This is a genomic window from Phocaeicola faecalis (assembly GCF_021730445.1).
Lineage (GTDB): Bacteria > Bacteroidota > Bacteroidia > Bacteroidales > Bacteroidaceae > Phocaeicola > Phocaeicola faecalis.
This window is the reverse complement of sequence record NZ_JADNRM010000006.1, coordinates 58,882-76,946: the sequence shown is the minus strand read 5'-3', so window position 1 is coordinate 76,946 and position 18,065 is coordinate 58,882. Positions and strand designations below refer to the sequence as shown.

The window sequence follows — 18,065 nt, the reverse complement described above, 5'->3', positions numbered from 1 at the left end:
TCTTTCCGGTTAAGAACTATTATTTTTTCTTCGTCAACCACTTTTCCTGAATATTCTGCATTACTTCATACCAGTTAGGAATATAAACCGTTGCAAATATTGTGTTCACAGCCATGCCGAATACTACTGCCGCACCCAATGCCACACGGCTGCCGGCCCCTGCGCCCGTAGCAAACAACAATGGCATCACACCCAGCACGAAGGTAAATGAAGTCATTAGAATAGGGCGCAACCGCACGTGCCCCGCCTCGTATGCCGCCTCACGGATTGGATTGCCGGCTTTACGGTAATCACGAGCGAACTCCACAATCAAGATACCATTCTTTGCCGAAAGAGCAATCAACAGAATGATACCAATCTGCGTATAAATACTCACCGGAACTCCCATTACCCAGCAACCGAGCATCGCTCCCAAAATAGCGACCGGTAAGCCCATCACAGCAGCCACCGGGCTTGTCCAACTTTCATATTGGGCAGCAAGAACCAGATAAGCCACCAACAATGCCATAATCAGGATAATGGTAGTGGTATTGCCGGCCTGCGTTTCCTGATAAGCAACGGAAGTCCATTCATAACCAAACTCATTGCCCAATTGATTCTTTATCAGACCCGACACTGCCTCTATCGCCTGACCGGAACTACTGCCTGCTGCCGGAGTACATGTGATGGAAGCAGCCGAATACATATTATACCGGTTAATCTGATCCATTCCCAACTTCTGTTCTATCTGCGTAAAACTACTGAAAGGCACCATCTCTCCTTTTGAGTTGACCACACTCAGTTTCAGTACATCATCAATCACCTTCTGTGCCTGTTCGCCGGCTTCCAGCTTCACCTGATAGATACGACCGAACTCCACAAAATCATTCACGTATGCCTGTCCCATATAATATCCCAGTGTAGAGAAAACCTGATTCAATTGTAAACCCATCAGCTGAACCTTGTCACGATCTATATTCAGAAAATATTGAGGTACATCCGCCTGATACATACTACTCATAGAGGCAATAGCCGGCTCTGTGTGATAATTAGCCAACAAAGCCTCAACCGCCTTTTGTAATTCTTCCGCACCCAACGACTTGCGGTCTTCCAGTTCGAGCTGCAATCCGCCCGTATTACCCATGCCCGGAATAGCGGGAGGAATAATACCAAAGACTTGGGCTTCCTGTATCATGGCGTATGCCTGTCCGTTAAAACGATTGACCACCGCTTGAGCTGTATGCTCTTTACCCGCACGCTCTTTCCAATTCTTCAGTACCACAAAATAGGTGGCAGCATTGGGCAACTGCCCGCCTCCCATAATACTGAATCCGTTTACGCCTAAATAAGTCTTCACCTCGGGATACTCTGACAAAATAGCATCAATCTGCTTGCCTACCATCTGCGTACGCTCCAACGAAGAAGCAGCCGGAAGCTGTATGGCAATCATAAAGTACCCGTCGTCTTCTTCGGGGATAAAGGTGCTGGGCCACTTCACAAACATCAGAATAGCAATGACCGATATAACAATGTAAGAACCGATAGCAATGACCGGACGTGCCAACAACCATTTCACTGAAGCGTCATAAACCCGCTGCATCCAGTCGTTCATGCTGTCGAACCAACGGAACAAACGTGCTTTATGCGCCGGAGTGGGACGCAACAGCAAGGCGCAAACTGCAGGAGTCAGTGTCAGCGAATTAAAACCGCTTATGACCGTAGAAGCTGCGATAGTCAATGCGAACTGTTTATAAAGCTGACCGGAAATGCCACTAATCAGTGTCGTGGGAATAAATACGGCAAGCAACACCAGTACCACTCCCACAATAGGTCCGGTAATCTCTCCCATAGCCTGCTCAGTAGCAGCCCGGGCATCCAACTTCCCTTCATCCAAAATGCGGGTGGCATTTTCAGTCACCACAATGGCATCGTCCACCACAATGGCAATCGCCAGTATCAGCCCGAACAACGTCAGCGTATTGATGGAAAAGCCCAAAGCAGCCATTACCGCCAATGTTCCGATAAGGGACACGGGAATAGTAAGACATGGAATAAGAACCGCCCGCCAACTTTGCAGGAAGAAAAAGATAACCAGCACCACTAGAATAATCGCCTCCACGAAGGTCTTCATTACTTCATCAATGGAGTCATGAACCACATCTGTAGTGTCCAATGTCACATTGTACTTCACCCCTACCGGAAAAGTTTCAGCCAGTTCCGCCATACGTGCACGCACTCCTTTAGACACATCCAGCGAGTTACTGCCCGGCAACTGATAGACGGCAATACCTGCCGTAGGCTGTCCCTTCAATCGGGAAACAACTCCATACTCGGCACTTCCCAATTCAATTTTAGCAACATCCCTCAAACGGAGCACCTTCCCCTGATCCTCCACTCTCAATATGATATCTCCGAACTCTTCGGGCGTAGAGAGTCGTCCTTTCACATTCAGTGTATATTGAAAATCATTATTGGCCGAAGTACCGATAGGCTGCCCCACATAACCGGCGGAAACCTCCATATTCTGACTCTGAATGGCCGAGTAAACCTGTTGCGGAGTGATATTGCGAATACGCATTGTTTCGGGGTTCAGCCACACACGCATAGAATAGTCGCCTGCTCCCATGACATTCACCGCCCCCACTCCCGGCACACGGGTCAACTGGTCCACCAGATTCAAATTAGCATAATTAGTAAGGTAAAGACCATCATAAATACTGTCACCGCTCAATGTAAGCATCATCACAATATTAGACGATTGCTTCTGCACAGTCACCCCTTGTACCTTCACTGCCTCAGGCAGAGAATTCAATGCCACACTGACCCGGTTCTGCACCATCACGGTCGCCATATCGATATCCGTTCCGACCTCGAATGTCACAGTCAATGAATATGCACCGGATGCAGAAGAGTTAGAACTCATATAAAGCATTCCGTCTACTCCATTCACTTGTTGCTCGATTGGAATACCTACTGTCTGTGCCACAGTTTCGGCATTAGCCCCCGGATACACAGCACTGACTTGCACCGTAGGAGGTGTAATGTCGGGATACTGCGCCACAGGCAATATATTTAATGTAACGAGCCCGGCCACCACAAACAGCAATGCAAGCACAGTGGCAAATATAGGCCGTTCGATAAAAAATTTAGAGAACATACGCTATTGTTTTTTGGTGGTTTCACTTTCCATTACCGGGTCAACTTTCATTCCTTGACGTACTTTCAGCAATGCTTTAGTCACATATCGTTCATTCGGAGAAAGTCCGCTTTTAACGATTCTCATATTTCCATCCGTCAACTGTCCCGGTTCGATATGACGGTAATTGACAATATTACTATCATTGACCACATACAGAAATTTTCCGAGCTGGTCTGTACCGATAGAAGCATCGTTCACCAATATTGCATGATCCGCCTCGCCGTATGGCAGCGTCACACTGACAAACAGTCCGGGGCGTAACGTCCCTTCAGGGTTATCCAGTTCGGCACGCAAACGAAGTGTTCCTGTTGTCAGCGTCACATTCGGAGACAAGTAGTCCAGTTTAGCCTTCCATGTCTGGCTACCATCCGTACCCAAACTTAATGTAACGAAATGAGTAGCAGCCGGAATCTTGCTGTTGTTCTCCTGTACCAACTGATAAGTCAGGTATTGATTGTCCGCGATATTAAAATACGAATACATCCGATCGTCTTTATAAACCGTTGCCAACTTCACCGGCTGCAAGGCTCCCCCGATGTAAGCACCCACCGAATAATTGGAAATATCCACCACTCCGTTACAGGGAGCTTTCACATAGCAATAGCTGAGATTGGTACGTGCTGTTTTCAAGGCAGCCTCCGCATTACTGACTGCCGCCTCACAGGAAGTAACGGTACTCTCGGCCTGCAAATATTGTATGCGGCTGACCGCATCACTTTTAATAGCCTCTTTCATACGCTGATAACTGCTAACGGCATAATCGAGATTAGCTTGAGCCGTTTTAAGTTCAGCTTCCGCTTGCTTGACAGCATTTTCATAAAGTGTCGGTTCAATCACAAACAATACCTGCCCCTGCTTCACTCGCGAACCCGGAACAAAGTTTTTTGCCTGTAACGTACCGTTCACCCGTCCTACCAGGTCTACGGTTGATTCCGCTTCCAGATAACCCGGATAATCCTTCGTTAGTGTGACATTCTGTACCAGCGGGCGTGCTACATCAATAGGCAAAGCTCCCATTGTCGTGCCGGAAGACTGTTTCTTATCGCAAGCCGTCAGAGTTAGGGCGGTCAGTGCGATGGTTATCATTAGTTTTTTCATATCTTGGTATAGGCTTTAATTTATTAGTTTACTTTTATTATATGAATTTTACCACCCTCCTCCCAATGCCTGATACATTTGTATAAGACAAATCAACGAATAACCCTGTGCCTGCACTAAGGCATTTTCATAAGAAAGAAGCGAGCGCTGTGCATCCAAGACGTTTTGAAATGGGCTCAACCCTTGTTTGTACAGGTCGAGAGAAAGTTTAAACGCTTCTTTGCCCTGATTCACCATCTCACGGCAAGCCACAATCTGCTTGATAGAATTCCGATAGCTGCTCATGGCATTATCCACCTCTTGCACAGCCGTCAGCACCGTATTATTGAATTGATTGATTGTCTCATCCAACTGAGCCCGTTGCAGTTTCACCGCGTTCAGACGCTGCCCTCCATTAAAGACAGTCCAACTCATAGAAGGAGCAATACTCCAGGTCATGCTGCTTCTTTTTGTCAAATCTTTTATATCATGCGAAGCATAACCTAAAGACCCGTTCAGAAAGAAAGAAGGTAACCAATCCGATTTGGATGCCCCAAGCAATGCAGCTTGCGCATTCACCTGCCTTTCTGCAGCACGTACATCAGGACGACGCAGCAAGAGTTGTCCCGGCACCCCTACCCCCACCGGTTCTATATAGTCGGGCAATGGGCGACCGTCTTTCAAAGACGACGCCACATCCTGCGGATAAAGTCCCAACAACACGGCCAATGCATTGGTATATTGGATAATGCTTGATTCGACAGAAGGAATGGAAGCCAATGTGCTATAATACACAGACTTGGCCTGCGCGACATCCAGTTTCGATACCAAGCCGGTGTTATAGCGCACTTCGGTAATTTCCACCACCGCTTTCTGAGATAAAGCATTGCGCTGCAATACGCCCAATTCTTGCTGCGCCTCCCTCAGATTAAAATAAGCGGATGCCACTTCTGCGCAAAGAGAAACCATTGTGGCATTATATTCTTCACGGCTGGCCGCAAAATTCTCTTTCTGCGCTTTCACACGCTGGCGAATAGCACCAAACACATCTATCTGCCAACTCATATTCACTCCGGCATCAAAATATCCCACACGCGACTGAGGCTGTCCGGTTCCGGTATTTCCACTGGTTTGCTGCCTGCTCCACCCGGCATCGAGCGATAAAGAAGGATAATATCCCCCACGCGTCATCCTCAGATTCGCTTTTGCCATGTCCATGCGGTTCATAGCCATCAGTGCCGAAGGATTCTGCTTTATCGCCACACGGATGAGCGAGTCAAGGGTAACATCTTCAAACACTTTCCACCAATGGTCGTCCATCGGCAGAGTCTGTTGAAACATGGCATCCTGTTCCTGCCATCCGGAAGGCAAGGGATGAGCCAAATATTTTTCCGCTTGCTGTCCCTTCACCCCCAGTGAAGAAAGAAGCAACATAAAAAGAACAAAACGTATTCTCGCCATAATCTTATCACTTAATTTTCAAAACATAGTGATAAACAGCGTAGAATACGTTTTGTTTGAGAGGTGAGACACTTTAACTGCCTCTATGTATAATGCTTATTTTCCAAACAAATTATTAATCACCGACATAGAGCCTGTCAACAATCCTCCCAATTCATCCTGATTGAACGTGACCGCATAATTGGATGGAGACAGTTGGAAGTCGATTTGGCTAATGCCGTTCTTGCCTACTTTCTTCAAGTCTTTCGCCTTGATATTATAATAGCCGAAACGACGGAATGTCTGGTACACATCGCCCCACTCAATATCAATGGACTGCAATACCGAAGCGCCTCCCGAAACAGTAGGCAGTTCCAATACTTTTCCATTGCCCAGAGTCAGCAGACATTGGCTGTCATCCGGAATTTCCACTTCATGTCCCGAACCGATTGTCACAGCCAGAGAATAACGAATCGTACTTTTATACTGGAAGCCCGCCAAAGCTACATATACACTCATCCCATTAGACACTCCCAAATCCATACCCGAGCACACTACGGTACGTACTCCCGCATCATTGGTTTTATCATAAATCACATCCTGTGCCATAGCAGTGACACCAAGCATTGCCATTACAAATAAAAATAATAATTTTCTCATAATCCATTTATTTAATGTTTCTTTTATCACAGTGCATACCCTACTATTTGTTATAACAAACTACAGCTTAATAGGATGACAAAGCTAACAATTATTTTGCAAAATAAAATTTATCCTCTTCTATTTCGTTCATTTTCAAAGAAATTCCTATCTTTAGGCAGTTTAATATAAATCCATATCAAATATGAAAAACATTCTGTTAATCCTGTTTATGGCATTGTCTGCTACCGGATATGCCTCTACCCCGAAAAAAAATGCCATGACAGTTTGCCATGAGGTGATACAAACCGGTAAGTTCCCCAAGGCTTCCGTTATCTTTTGGATAGACTTGGATAAAAGTAAATCCAACATGGGCAAAACGATTCGCAATGTCAAAGCAAAAGTTTCTATAAATAAAGAAGGAAAGATAAATGTGTTGGAATACGAAAAGAAACAACCTTCACTGATTACCAACAAAATAGACAAATGTCTCAAAACTTTCCGCGTAAAACCCGAATGGATAGCAAGCGGAAAGGTAAAAACCGGAGAAAATATTGTTTTCCTGCGCTTCCTTGACGAATACTAGCATGCAGACAAATTGCTCAAACTTCACAAGAATGTGCACATTTTCTCGTCATATCCTTTTGTCGCTTAAATAGTTTGCTTAAATTTGCCGCCAAAACAGATTTTACTAATACCAAATATATATAAATATATGAGTTTAAAAATTGTAGTACTGGCAAAACAAGTTCCCGACACACGCAACGTTGGGAAAGATGCCATGAACGCTGACGGCACCATCAACCGTGCAGCACTTCCGGCCATCTTCAACCCGGAAGACCTGAACGCCTTGGAACAGGCACTCAGACTGAAAGACACACATCCCGGCTCCACTGTTACCATTCTGACCATGGGCCCCGGACGCGCTGCCGAAGTCATTCGTGAAGGACTCTACAGAGGAGCAGACAATGGATATTTATTGACCGACCGTGCTTTTGCTGGGGCCGACACCCTGGCCACTTCGTATGCCATCGCCACCGCTATCCGCAAAATAGGCGAATATGACCTGATTATCGGCGGACGCCAAGCTATCGACGGTGATACCGCACAGGTAGGCCCGCAGGTTGCAGAAAAACTGGGATTAAGCCAGATAACTTACACTGAAGAGATTCTGAATGTAGACGAAACTGCCCGTCGCATCACGGTGAAACGTCATATTGACGGTGGAGTGGAAACAGTGGAAGGCCCTCTGCCTATTGTGTTGACTGTAAACGGAAGTGCAGCTCCCTGCCGTCCGCGCAACGCCAAACTGTTACAGAAATATAAACGTGCCCTCGGTGCACAGGAAAAAGCTGCCATCACCAAAGAAGGAGCAGCGCTGCCATACGCCGAACTATACGAAAAGTATCCTTATCTGAATATTACTGAATGGAGTGTAGCCGATGTATGTGGCGATACCAAACAGTGCGGTCTGTCAGGTTCTCCCACCAAAGTGAAGAAAATTGAAAACATCGTCTTCCAGGCTAAAGAGAGCAAGACCATGACAGGAAGCGACCAAGATGTAGAAGGATTGATTGTAGAACTGTTAGCTAACCACACAATAGGATAACGATTATGAATAATGTATTTGTATATTGCGAGATTGAAGGCACAACAGTGGCCGATGTGAGTCTCGAACTTTTAACCAAAGGTCGTAAATTAGCTAATCAGTTAGGCTGCCAGCTTGAGGCAATCGCTGCCGGAACCGGCCTTGAAGGAATTGAAAAACAAGTATTGCCCTACGGTGTCGACAAACTTCATGTATTCGATGCTCCCGGCTTATTCCCTTATACTTCACTGCCCCACACTTCTATCTTGGTGAATCTGTTCAAAGCAGAAAAACCGCAAATCTGCCTGATGGGTGCTACCGTTATCGGTCGCGACTTGGGTCCGCGCGTTTCTTCGGCACTGACCAGCGGACTGACTGCCGACTGTACTCAGTTGGAAATCGGCGCTCACGAAGACAAGAAGAACGGCATTACTTACGAAAACCTGTTGTACCAGATTCGTCCCGCCTTCGGTGGTAACATCGTTGCAACCATCGTCAACCCCGAACACCGTCCGCAGATGGCGACCGTTCGCGAAGGTGTGATGAAGAAAGAAATTCTGGATGAGAACTACAAAGGTGAAGTGGTGAACCACGACGTTGCCAAGTTTGTTCCTGAAACAGACTATGTAGTGAAAGTCATCGACCGCCATGTAGAAAAGGCCAAACATAACCTGAAAGGCGCACCTATCGTGATTGCCGGAGGTTATGGTATGGGATCTAAAGAAGGTTTTGACAAACTGTTCGAACTGGCTAAAGAACTTCACGCCGAAGTGGGTGCCAGCCGTGCGGCTGTCGATGCAGGTTATGCAGACCATGACCGTCAGATTGGCCAGACAGGTGTTACCGTCCGTCCCAAACTGTACATCGCTTGCGGTATCTCCGGACAAATCCAGCACATCGCAGGTATGCAGGATGCAGGTATCATCATCTCTGTAAACAGTGACCCGAACGCTCCTATCAACACCATTGCCGACTATGTGATAAACGGCACTGTGGAAGAAGTCGTTCCAAAATTGATTAAGTATTATAAAAAGAACAGTAAGTAATGGCAAACTTTTATACCGATATACCGGAACTCAAGTATCACTTGAACAATCCGATGATGGAGCGCATCTGCCAACTGAAAGAGCGCGACTATAGAGATAAAGACGAGTTCGACTATGCACCGCAGGATTATGCCGATGCAATGGACTCTTACGATAAGATTCTGGAAATCACAGGTGAGATAACAGGTGAAACCATTGCTCCCAATGCCGAAGGGGTGGACGAAGAAGGTCCTCACTGCGGAAACGGACGTGTGGAATATGCTTCAGGAACCAAACAAAACCTGGATGCCATGGTAAAAGCCGGACTGAACGGTATGACCATGCCCCGTCGTTTCGGTGGCTTGAACTTCCCTATCACCCCGTACACCATGTGCGCTGAAATTGTTGCCGCTGCCGATGCGGGCTTCGGAAACATCTGGTCTTTGCAGGACTGTATCGAAACACTGTATGAATTCGGTAACGAAGACCAGCACAGCCGTTTCATTCCCCGTATTTGTGCCGGAGAAACCATGTCTATGGACTTGACCGAGCCCGATGCCGGTTCCGACCTTCAATCAGTGATGCTGAAAGCCACTTTCGATGAGGCCAACAACTGCTGGCGCCTGAACGGTGTAAAACGTTTCATCACTAATGGTGACGCTAATCTTCACCTGGTATTGGCACGTAGCGAAGAAGGAACAAAAGACGGACGCGGTTTGTCTATGTTCATCTATGACAAAAACGAAGGTGGTGTAGACGTTCGCCGTATCGAAAACAAATTAGGTATCCACGGTTCTCCTACCTGCGAACTGGTTTACAAGAACGCGAAAGCCGAACTTTGCGGTGACCGTAAGCTCGGTTTGATTAAATACGTGATGGCATTGATGAACGGTGCCCGTCTGGGTATCGCTGCCCAGTCAGTAGGTTTGTCACAGGCTGCTTACAACGAAGGATTGGCATACGCCAAAGAACGTAAGCAGTTCGGTAAAGCGATTATTGACTTCCCGGCAGTATATGACATGCTGGCTATCATGAAAGCCAAGCTGGATGCAGGCCGTGCATTGCTTTATCAAACTTCGCGCTATGTAGATATTTATAAAGCATTGGATGATATTGCCCGCGAACGGAAACTGACTCCCGAAGAACGTCAGGAACAAAAGACTTATGCCAAGTTAGCCGACAGCTTCACTCCGCTTTCAAAGGGTATGAACTCTGAATATGCCAACCAGAATGCATACGATTGTATCCAGATTCATGGTGGCTCAGGTTTCATGATGGAATATGCTTGCCAGCGCATTTATCGCGATGCACGTATCACCAGCATTTACGAAGGTACTACCCAGTTGCAGACCGTAGCCGCTATCCGTTACGTTACCAACGGTTCTTACATCGCTACTCTTCGCAACTACGAAGCCATCCCTTGCAGTGAAGAAATGCAACCGCTGATGGACCGCGTAAAAGAAATGGCCAACAAGTTTGACGCATGCACCAATGCTGTAAAAGAGGCTCAGAATCAAGAGTCACTTGATTTCGTTGCACGCCGTCTTTATGAAATGGCAGCTGTATGCATCATGTCACATCTCCTTATTCAAGATGCGACAAAAGCACCTGAATTGTTCGCCAAATCAGCTCATGTATATGTAAACTATGCAGAGGCCGAAATAGAAAAGCACTTCAACTTCATCCGCAAATTTAAAGTTGAAGATTTGGCTAACTACCGCCAGTAAACACCGCCACCCCGACAACATAACGGGAAAGCGAGAGAGATAAGAATAAAAGGGAAGAGGTATTGAAACTGATACTTCTTCCTTTTTTTGTATCCCCTTTCACAAACTTTGCCGTTCTTTTATAATCTTTTCCTGCTTTCGGCGTGTTGGTAGTGGGAAAAAACAAATAAAAGAACCTTGACTTATGAAAGAATTAGAATTAACTAGCAATGCCGCACTGACAGATGTGGTATACGAAGCTGCCCTAAACGGTAGTTTTCTGAATGTCAAACTGGTAACCGGAGCTGTCGGCGATAACGAAGCCGGAGGATTGATACCCGAAGTAGACCACTATCATGTCACTCACCCGAGAACAGGTGAAGAAGTTTTGTTTGAACAACCATTGGATGCATCCGATGACAAGGCTTCGGTATATGGATTGGGACAATTGATTCAGTCGTCTGCCGGCGGTTGCCACGGCACGTTGGCAAAAGGAGAAAGCCGCACAGCCACAGCACGTAAAGTGGTTGCTCATGGGCCGATGTGGATATATGTTGCAATAGCTATCGGTATGGATAAAGCAGGTACGGAATCACCCTTCATGGTGGTGCAAAGTGCCGGCACGTATGGCTCGGAAGAAACTACCGAAAGTGAAATGATTGGTTATGTAGACGGACGCATACACGAAATGACTGCCCTGCTGGTACGTCGTGCACGTCTCGAAGCATTGAATCTGGCTGCTATCCGTGTAGGATATAAATATTTATTCGTCGAACCCGGCCAGATTGGAAAAGCGAAAGTAAAAGAAGGATAATAGATACCTGTATGCAAATGTGTCAAAACTTCCCTTTTATCGAAATCACCCTCGCTACAACTGCCTGTAGCGAGGGTGATTTTTAGTTTATGAGCGTTTCGACACACCCTCTTCTTACTGTATATTATTCCAACTCCTCCACCGGCAACTCCGTTTCTTTTCTGTAGCCCGATGAGGTAAATATAGCAATCAATTCGCCTTTTTCATCCGTTATCTTCACTTCCACAAAAGGAATACGGTGGTGATTAAACACCTCCGTGGCATCTGCATACACATATCCCAGTCTTGCAGAACGCAGGAAAGTAATATTCGCTGTCACGGAAAGTGTAAGCCGACGATGGCTGTTTGCCACGGCAGCAAAAGCCAAATCCGCCAGCGTAAACAATGCCCCTCCCTGACACACTCCTCCACCGTTAAGATGCCGTTCCGTAACCAACATACGCGCACGTGCATATCCCGGTTTTATTTCCAGCAGCTCCACACCGGTGCACGAAGCAAACTGATCTGTTTTCAGAAACTCTTTTAATGTCTGCATATATTAACGAATCGTTACCATAGTCGCTCCAAAGCCATATTCACGGAAAGAAGCGTCCTGACTTTGATAGTTCTTATACTTATATTTCAATTCTTGTAAAATGGCTTTGCGCAAAACGCCGTCGCCCTTGCCATGAATGAAAACAATCTTCTGCCCTTTCTTGTTCCTGTATTCCTCCAAAGTCCTGCGGAACACATCGAGCTGATAGTTCAGAATCTCACTATTGCTCATACCGGCAGTAGAGTCGAGCAACTCATGGGCGTGAAGGTCTATCTCCACGATATCACTCTGCGGAGCCTTTACCTCGGGCTTTCGTGCCGGAATAGTATCAGCAGCTTTCTTCGCCAAAAGCGCCCCCTTAATATCGTCCGCATTTAAAAAGGTCTGGCGGGCAGGCATATCATCTTTCACAATATCATAAATCAATGACGGTTCTTCAAAGAATATGCTTTCGCGGAACGTATGGAGTTTATAAAACTTGACCGTGTCTATACGGAGTTCCACCGATACGGCCGGCTTTATCATAAAGCTTTTGTTATCTTTAAAAGCAAGCACTTGTACAGCCACATGCTCCAATTCATTCAGAATGCTCTTGTCAAACTCTTCAATATAGAATTTGGTATTCGGCTGCACTGTTCCACAACTCCGCACACGCCAATTATGACCTTCGGCACAGAGGTAAGCAAAGGAAAGCGTATAATTACTGTCATTGATAATATAAGCATCAAAACCGGTGCTCGAAATCGCCTTGATGCCTTGCGGAACAAAGGCCAACATTACATTAAGCACATCTCCTCCTTTACGCTCGGCGGCACGGTAAGTGATGGGGCGCTCGTCTTCCTCCTCCTCTTCCATTGTTTTTTTCACAGTCTGCACAGCTCCTTTGGATTTGGCAGCACCGGGCACCTCTTTCTGCGCAACAGGTTTGCGCTTCATATTATAGTCATCAGCATCTATTACCACACATTCTTTAATAGGCATCGGAATATCAAACCCATCGGCATCTTCTACCAATGCAATATCTTTCCCCTGAAATCCTGTCACAATGCCGCCACCCACTTCACTGAGAAAACGGACTTTATCTCCTATTTTCATATTGTTTTCTTTTTAGTTCGCACAAATATCGGTACTTTTGCGCAAATTACAAAAAGTTTGTTCTAATATACTGTAGACGGCTTTTTAATTAACATGACTCGCACTTGTCTTATCCTTTTACCACATTGCATGACAACCTTATGGAAAACATTACAAAATACGGTGTAGTCAATGGTTATCTACCGTATCCTTAGACAGTTTCCTTATAGTTACTTCCCGAACTGCATCCCAATATTTACAATCCAATTCAAAAAAAATAGATGTGTAAGGCAATGTCAAAGCTGTTTTAATGACAACTACCTGATAGAGCTTGCTGACGCTATCCAACTTTGAAATCAGTTCTTCGTGGGGAAGAAAAGTCACTTTCCCTCCACCATCTAATACTTTACCTAACGAATTTCTGTATGCCGTCACACCGAGACACAGATCTTCCGTCAAGGCCAACTGCTCACGGTCCTGATATATATGTGCAAAGACATGCTCCGACCGACGAATCTGGTCCACTATAAAAGCGACAACATTTCCAAAAGTTTCAGGAGCATATAAAGTGATGATACCCGGACCAACCTGCAAGGGATATGCCATATCTGTAGCAACAATCCAATTACGATGCCCCAATAAAGGCAGCTTTTCTTGCAAGCTTCCTTTCCAATCAGCCATCGGCATCTCTTCCAGATGCAGAGCATTGCCAGCCTGTTTATGACAGGCCGGCAACATAAGACTGATACAAACCAATAAAATACACCAATAACGCATAAATTTACAATTTTATACTCTCGGACTCTCCTGCCGCGAGTTGCTTTTTCTTCGTTTTCACAGTCACATCCCCAATGCGGAGGCGTTCAATGCCCAAAGTTCCTTTCAGTACCTCCAATGTAGCTTCACCGCCAGAAATCCGGCACATTCCCCATGCGTAACCATTGCTCCAAAAATAGGTTCCGGGAGCAGACGTAAACTGCATTTGTTTGTCTACTGCCGAGTAGTGAAATCCACTCAGCGCGATTACACTCGCCCAACTAGCCATTGAACGAGCATAATGATGTCCACATTCTGGTTCACTGAACGGATTACGCTTGGCACCATCAAAACGGTCACGGATAGAACGGATACAAGTCAATGCCTCATCCGTCATTCCTTCATATATCATACCCACAGCCGCACAATATTCAAATCCGGTCATCACCTCCGCAAAATAAGGGAAGGGTACCTCCAAACGTCCTTTAGGCCATGAAGCCATCAGAAGCCCTGCTTCCCTACCCATTACGTAAGAACGCATATTGTTGAAATGCCGGCTGAAATCGGATACATAGTTATATTTCATAATGCTTTCCATAGTTGTATGAATATGCTTTTTGTCTCCTAAATATCCTAGCCCACAAATATGTGCCATATACTGCCCCACTAGTTGGTCAACCAGACACCCTTTGCCCAACTGGAAAGCCGGAATTTTACCTTCTGCATCTTTCATATTGATGAATTCAAAAGTTTCAGGATCAGTAATGTGATGTTCATAATATTCGCCGTTAAACAAATGCTCATCCATCCACCGACTCCCCTGTTCAAACAACCTCCGGCACTTCTTGGCAAAAGATTTATCTTTCATAGCCCATGCCATTTCCTCGGCTGCCCGCAATGCCCCCATATACCAGAATCCCATTTGAGGATTAGGACCAAAATAATTCACATCCATTGTGTTATGCTGTGACCCTTCCATCACTCCATCTTGATTGCCATCCCATCCTTTCTCTATCCAAGCATAAGAGAGTACTTTTTTAACCTGTCCCCAGTTTTTCCGGAGAAAAGCATAGTCACCCGACAGTTGCCATTCCCGATACATCTTCATGATACATCCCATCTGCCCATCAGCTGCAGCCGAAGTCCCCTTTGCAGCTTCCGACAAAGGCAAATCAGCCCGAAAGTTCATCAACCCATTCTCTTTCGTGGCATAGTTAAATTCCACATCGCGCATAGTCTGTGCCAAACCACCGAACAAAAAGGGAGTAGCCATCTCATAATTCCAGACATGGGTACATGACCCTTGGCAAGAGCCAAAACGATCCATTATTCCTTCCCAACCCATTAAATGGCCACTAGGCAAACGAAATACTGTCTGCGAGCGCAATGTAGCCAAGTTAAACAAAGCTGCCTCTTTCACTGTTTCAGGATAAGAACTACCCAAAAATGAATTAACAAACAAGAGAGTCTCTTCTTCCAATTGCCTCATACGGGGAATCACCTTCTCGGCCACTTCCCACGCATCAGCAAACTGTCGGCTATAATAATTGCCTACTATGGTAGATGACCATCCTTTACGGTTCGGGAAATTCCAAGTCAGATAAAAAACAAAAGTTTCCGTAGCCCGAGGAGCAATTGTTTTTTTTACTGCCAAAGAAGCCATCGGATCTTCATCTGCCGGCCGCTCCCTTTCTACCATAATCCCATCTTTGCTAAAATCGTCCCAAAAGTTCAGAATAGCATTATTCCATGAATCAGCTTTTGAAGAAGTCCGATAACTTACTTGTCCTGTTGAGGAAGTCACCAAAGCGATTGTCCCCCATGCCGGATCCTGTTTATCAACCCCTTCAGAGTATAAATAAATACCTTTCCGATTTCCGCTTTCCCGATACTCATTCCTGTTCTTCTCAGCACCAACCGGAATATAATCTCCTTTCCAGTCTGTCCGAAACTTACTACCATCTTTCCCAATAAAATTCCTCATAGAGCCACATACGGAAACCTCTAAAGGAGTATTCCCGGTATTCGTAACCTCATAGGCAAGCACCGCCACCGGCAACCCGCTGTCATCAGCATTTCCTGGAAGCAATGGGTTGAATCCCTTTATCTTTACAGTAACCGGTAATTCTGCATCCGAAAGATTCACTTGCCCGAACGGGTAAGCCCCATCGAAAGAGGCCTTGGCAAAACGGGGAAAGCCGTGATGGTTAACCGGCCGGCCTTCATAGTGCAAATATTCATGGCTGTAAAGAGGACCTTCCAGCAAAGTCGTCACAGGAATATTATCCTGTGACTTAACATAAATAGAAAAAAAAGGAGCATTATTACCTGTAGTTACCGTGCTATATTTCTTCCCCGGAACATTCATTATTTCCCAATCACGCAATTCTCCTCTTCCACCAAGAGATACGGTACCTGTTCCTATTCCACCTAAGGGAAGAGCTATCTGAAACAAGTGGTCCTTATCATAATGCTTCAATGCAGGCCAATCAGACGGTTTCCATTCCTGAGCAGACAATGAACCCGCTGCCAAAAAGATCAACAAACTCCATTTCTGTAAATGTGTAATCATATATTTTTAATTTTAGCTATTACCAATTAGGATTTTGAGTCAAATTAGGATTCTTATCTCTTGCAGACTGGGGAATCGGCCACAGATAATGTTTTTGCGGATCGAATGTGCGTTCCTGCCCAAGGAATTTTTCCTGAGTATAATCTCCGATAGCAGTGTGCTCATCCTTATTGATACCATATCCGGGTTGATTCAATACAACTTCTGCTGTTTTCCAGCGCAAAATATCAAAATAACGCTTATGTTCACCAACAAATTCGTGTCTTCTTTCTTCCCTGATAATAGTACGCATCCGTTCCTGATTTCCAAGTTGACTGTCCACTCCGGGCAAACCGGCACGCTTCCTGACTTGATTGACCGCCCATACTATTTCTGCATTATACGGATCATATTCGTTCAATGCCTCTGCATAAATCAATAACGTTTCCGCATAACGATACAAACTGAAATTCGTCCATGAAGCATCAACTTTCTCTAATTCCAAATCGTTATATTTCAAATACATATATCCCGTTATTCCGCCACCCTCATTATTAATGCGTTCCGGATTATTATAAGCCGGATGAGGCATATACGGAGTATAACTTCCATCTGGTCTGAGAATATCCAGCCCCGGCAACATAAATGTTTTCTTCAAACGTACATCCCGGTTCTCCCATGGGTGGTCCATGTCATACAAAGAGGATTCATAAATAGTCTTTCCATCAGTCATCTCATACGAATCAACCAAATCGCGCGTCGGACAAAAACTAGCCCAGCCTTGACCTGTCACCCCAACTCCTGATGGCGAACATAGCACAGGCAACATATGTGTCAATTCATCCTCCATATACTGATGGGCAAGAATAACTTCTTTATTGTTATTATTGGCTGCAGCTGTGAACAAAAAGGCAAAATCATTTTCCAAGCCATATAAATTAAGGTCAATCACCTTCTTTGCCTGCGAAGCAGCTTCCTTCCAAAGTTCTTTTGCATCCTCTCCCTGATGAAACTTTTTATAACTTGCCATATCCAGATACATATCAGCTTTCAACATCAAGGCTGCTCCTTTAGTAATACGACACACATCATCTCCCGAATAAGTTTCCGGTAAATATTCTATCGCCTTATCCACATTTTCAATGACATAGTCCAAAACCTCCTGCTTAGGAGAGCGAGGCAATGTAGCCTCTTCCAAAGAAACAGGCTTTTCTTTAATGAGAGGAATATCCCCAAAATGCCGAGCCATCCTGTAATATTTCAATGCTAAAATAAAACGTATCTCTCCTTCAAAACGCTGTTTCTTTTCTTCTTTTATTTCCATTCCCTGAAGTTTATCCAAACAATAAAGGATGCGATAAATATGGTCGTATTTCCATTCTTCAGACAAATAGCCTGTAGCCGCATTATGTATTCCCTGGCAAATATATCCTAAACCACTCTCTCCCCACGAGTTCGTCATCAAGGAATTGTCACTTTCACAATCTCTCCAAAAATCCCTTTCACCTGGCAATAACGGATATAAAGCATTTACTCCTTTCTCTGCATCTACTTCTGTTTTCCAGAAAGTATTTGCAGAAGCTTGTTCCAACGGATCACGGTCTAAAAAATCTGCACAACCAGTCAATGTAAGCACAGCAACAAATAAAATATAAAAACTATAGTGTCTCATACTATCTATT

At 45.2% G+C, this 18,065-nt stretch carries 14 protein-coding genes; 5 read left to right on the top strand and 9 right to left on the bottom strand.

Going from position 1 to position 18,065, the window contains the following annotated elements:
- Positions 1-19: 19 nt before the first annotated feature.
- The 4 genes from IR173_RS08305 to IR173_RS08290 form a co-directional block, all read right to left on the bottom strand.
- On the bottom strand, positions 20-3,136 hold the full coding sequence (locus tag IR173_RS08305; protein ID WP_237039189.1) for an efflux RND transporter permease subunit: 3,117 nt from the start codon (positions 3,134-3,136) through the stop codon (positions 20-22).
- Positions 3,137-3,139: 3 nt separating this feature from the next.
- Positions 3,140-4,276 carry an efflux RND transporter periplasmic adaptor subunit gene (locus IR173_RS08300; RefSeq protein WP_237039188.1) on the bottom strand — a complete coding sequence of 379 codons (1,137 nt, stop codon included), beginning with the start codon at positions 4,274-4,276 and terminating at the stop codon, positions 3,140-3,142.
- A gap of 48 nt (positions 4,277-4,324) precedes the next feature.
- Positions 4,325-5,716 (bottom strand): efflux transporter outer membrane subunit, encoded by a 1,392-nt coding sequence (locus IR173_RS08295; RefSeq protein ID WP_237039187.1) that lies wholly within the window; start codon positions 5,714-5,716, stop codon positions 4,325-4,327.
- Positions 5,717-5,812: 96 nt separating this feature from the next.
- A complete protein-coding gene (locus tag IR173_RS08290; protein WP_237039186.1) occupies positions 5,813-6,355 on the bottom strand; it encodes a hypothetical protein in 543 nt (180 codons plus the stop codon).
- Between the two features lie 184 nt (positions 6,356-6,539).
- Here IR173_RS08290 and IR173_RS08285 point away from each other — a divergent pair, with 184 nt between their 5' ends.
- The 5 genes from IR173_RS08285 to IR173_RS08265 all read left to right on the top strand — a co-directional run bounded on the left by IR173_RS08285 (position 6,540) and on the right by IR173_RS08265 (position 11,467).
- Positions 6,540-6,920 carry a DUF4891 domain-containing protein gene (locus tag IR173_RS08285; RefSeq protein ID WP_237039185.1) on the top strand — a complete coding sequence of 127 codons (381 nt, stop codon included), beginning with the start codon at positions 6,540-6,542 and terminating at the stop codon, positions 6,918-6,920.
- Positions 6,921-7,049: 129 nt separating this feature from the next.
- Positions 7,050-7,943: an electron transfer flavoprotein subunit beta/FixA family protein gene (locus IR173_RS08280; protein WP_237039184.1), complete on the top strand. Its 894-nt coding sequence runs from the start codon at positions 7,050-7,052 to the stop codon at positions 7,941-7,943.
- A gap of 5 nt (positions 7,944-7,948) precedes the next feature.
- On the top strand, positions 7,949-8,968 hold the full coding sequence (locus IR173_RS08275) for an electron transfer flavoprotein subunit alpha/FixB family protein (protein WP_237039183.1): 1,020 nt from the start codon (positions 7,949-7,951) through the stop codon (positions 8,966-8,968).
- Positions 8,968-10,674, top strand: coding sequence for an acyl-CoA dehydrogenase family protein (locus IR173_RS08270; protein ID WP_237039182.1), 1,707 nt, complete (start codon positions 8,968-8,970; stop codon positions 10,672-10,674). The genes IR173_RS08275 and IR173_RS08270 overlap by 1 nt, the downstream gene beginning before the upstream one ends.
- 184 nt (positions 10,675-10,858) lie before the next feature.
- Positions 10,859-11,467, top strand: a complete 609-nt coding sequence (locus IR173_RS08265; protein ID WP_237039181.1) for a histidine decarboxylase, pyruvoyl type — start codon at positions 10,859-10,861, stop codon at positions 11,465-11,467.
- Between the two features lie 124 nt (positions 11,468-11,591).
- On the opposite strand, the gene IR173_RS08260 is transcribed toward IR173_RS08265, so the two are convergent.
- From IR173_RS08260 to IR173_RS08240, 5 genes are all read right to left on the bottom strand, one after another.
- Complete coding sequence (locus IR173_RS08260) at positions 11,592-12,002, bottom strand: PaaI family thioesterase (protein WP_237039180.1); 411 nt, start codon at positions 12,000-12,002, stop codon at positions 11,592-11,594.
- 3 nt (positions 12,003-12,005) lie between these two features.
- On the bottom strand, positions 12,006-13,097 hold the full coding sequence (locus tag IR173_RS08255; RefSeq protein WP_237039179.1) for a DUF2027 domain-containing protein: 1,092 nt from the start codon (positions 13,095-13,097) through the stop codon (positions 12,006-12,008).
- Positions 13,098-13,265: 168 nt separating this feature from the next.
- Positions 13,266-13,853, bottom strand: a complete 588-nt coding sequence (locus IR173_RS08250; RefSeq protein WP_237039178.1) for a hypothetical protein — start codon at positions 13,851-13,853, stop codon at positions 13,266-13,268.
- 4 nt (positions 13,854-13,857) lie between these two features.
- On the bottom strand, positions 13,858-16,404 hold the full coding sequence (locus IR173_RS08245) for a GH116 family glycosyl-hydrolase (RefSeq protein ID WP_237039177.1): 2,547 nt from the start codon (positions 16,402-16,404) through the stop codon (positions 13,858-13,860).
- Between the two features lie 19 nt (positions 16,405-16,423).
- Positions 16,424-18,055, bottom strand: a complete 1,632-nt coding sequence (locus IR173_RS08240) for a RagB/SusD family nutrient uptake outer membrane protein (protein ID WP_237039176.1) — start codon at positions 18,053-18,055, stop codon at positions 16,424-16,426.
- Positions 18,056-18,065 lie beyond the last annotated feature (10 nt).

Bases quoted from the DNA above. Each gene is read 5' to 3' on its own strand.
- IR173_RS08285 (WP_237039185.1), top strand. From the start codon at position 6,540: ATGAAAAACATTCTGTTAATCCTGTTTATGGCATTGTCTGCTACCGGA.
- IR173_RS08260 (WP_237039180.1), bottom strand. From the start codon at position 12,002: ATGCAGACATTAAAAGAGTTTCTGAAAACAGATCAGTTTGCTTCGTGC.
- IR173_RS08245 (WP_237039177.1), bottom strand. From the start codon at position 16,404: ATGATTACACATTTACAGAAATGGAGTTTGTTGATCTTTTTGGCAGCG.
- IR173_RS08255 (WP_237039179.1), bottom strand. From the start codon at position 13,097: ATGAAAATAGGAGATAAAGTCCGTTTTCTCAGTGAAGTGGGTGGCGGC.
- IR173_RS08250 (WP_237039178.1), bottom strand. From the start codon at position 13,853: ATGCGTTATTGGTGTATTTTATTGGTTTGTATCAGTCTTATGTTGCCG.
- IR173_RS08270 (WP_237039182.1), top strand. From the start codon at position 8,968: ATGGCAAACTTTTATACCGATATACCGGAACTCAAGTATCACTTGAAC.
- IR173_RS08280 (WP_237039184.1), top strand. From the start codon at position 7,050: ATGAGTTTAAAAATTGTAGTACTGGCAAAACAAGTTCCCGACACACGC.
- IR173_RS08295 (WP_237039187.1), bottom strand. From the start codon at position 5,716: ATGGCGAGAATACGTTTTGTTCTTTTTATGTTGCTTCTTTCTTCACTG.
- IR173_RS08305 (WP_237039189.1), bottom strand. From the start codon at position 3,136: ATGTTCTCTAAATTTTTTATCGAACGGCCTATATTTGCCACTGTGCTT.
- IR173_RS08300 (WP_237039188.1), bottom strand. From the start codon at position 4,276: ATGAAAAAACTAATGATAACCATCGCACTGACCGCCCTAACTCTGACG.
- IR173_RS08275 (WP_237039183.1), top strand. From the start codon at position 7,949: ATGAATAATGTATTTGTATATTGCGAGATTGAAGGCACAACAGTGGCC.
- IR173_RS08290 (WP_237039186.1), bottom strand. From the start codon at position 6,355: ATGAGAAAATTATTATTTTTATTTGTAATGGCAATGCTTGGTGTCACT.
- IR173_RS08240 (WP_237039176.1), bottom strand. From the start codon at position 18,055: ATGAGACACTATAGTTTTTATATTTTATTTGTTGCTGTGCTTACATTG.
- IR173_RS08265 (WP_237039181.1), top strand. From the start codon at position 10,859: ATGAAAGAATTAGAATTAACTAGCAATGCCGCACTGACAGATGTGGTA.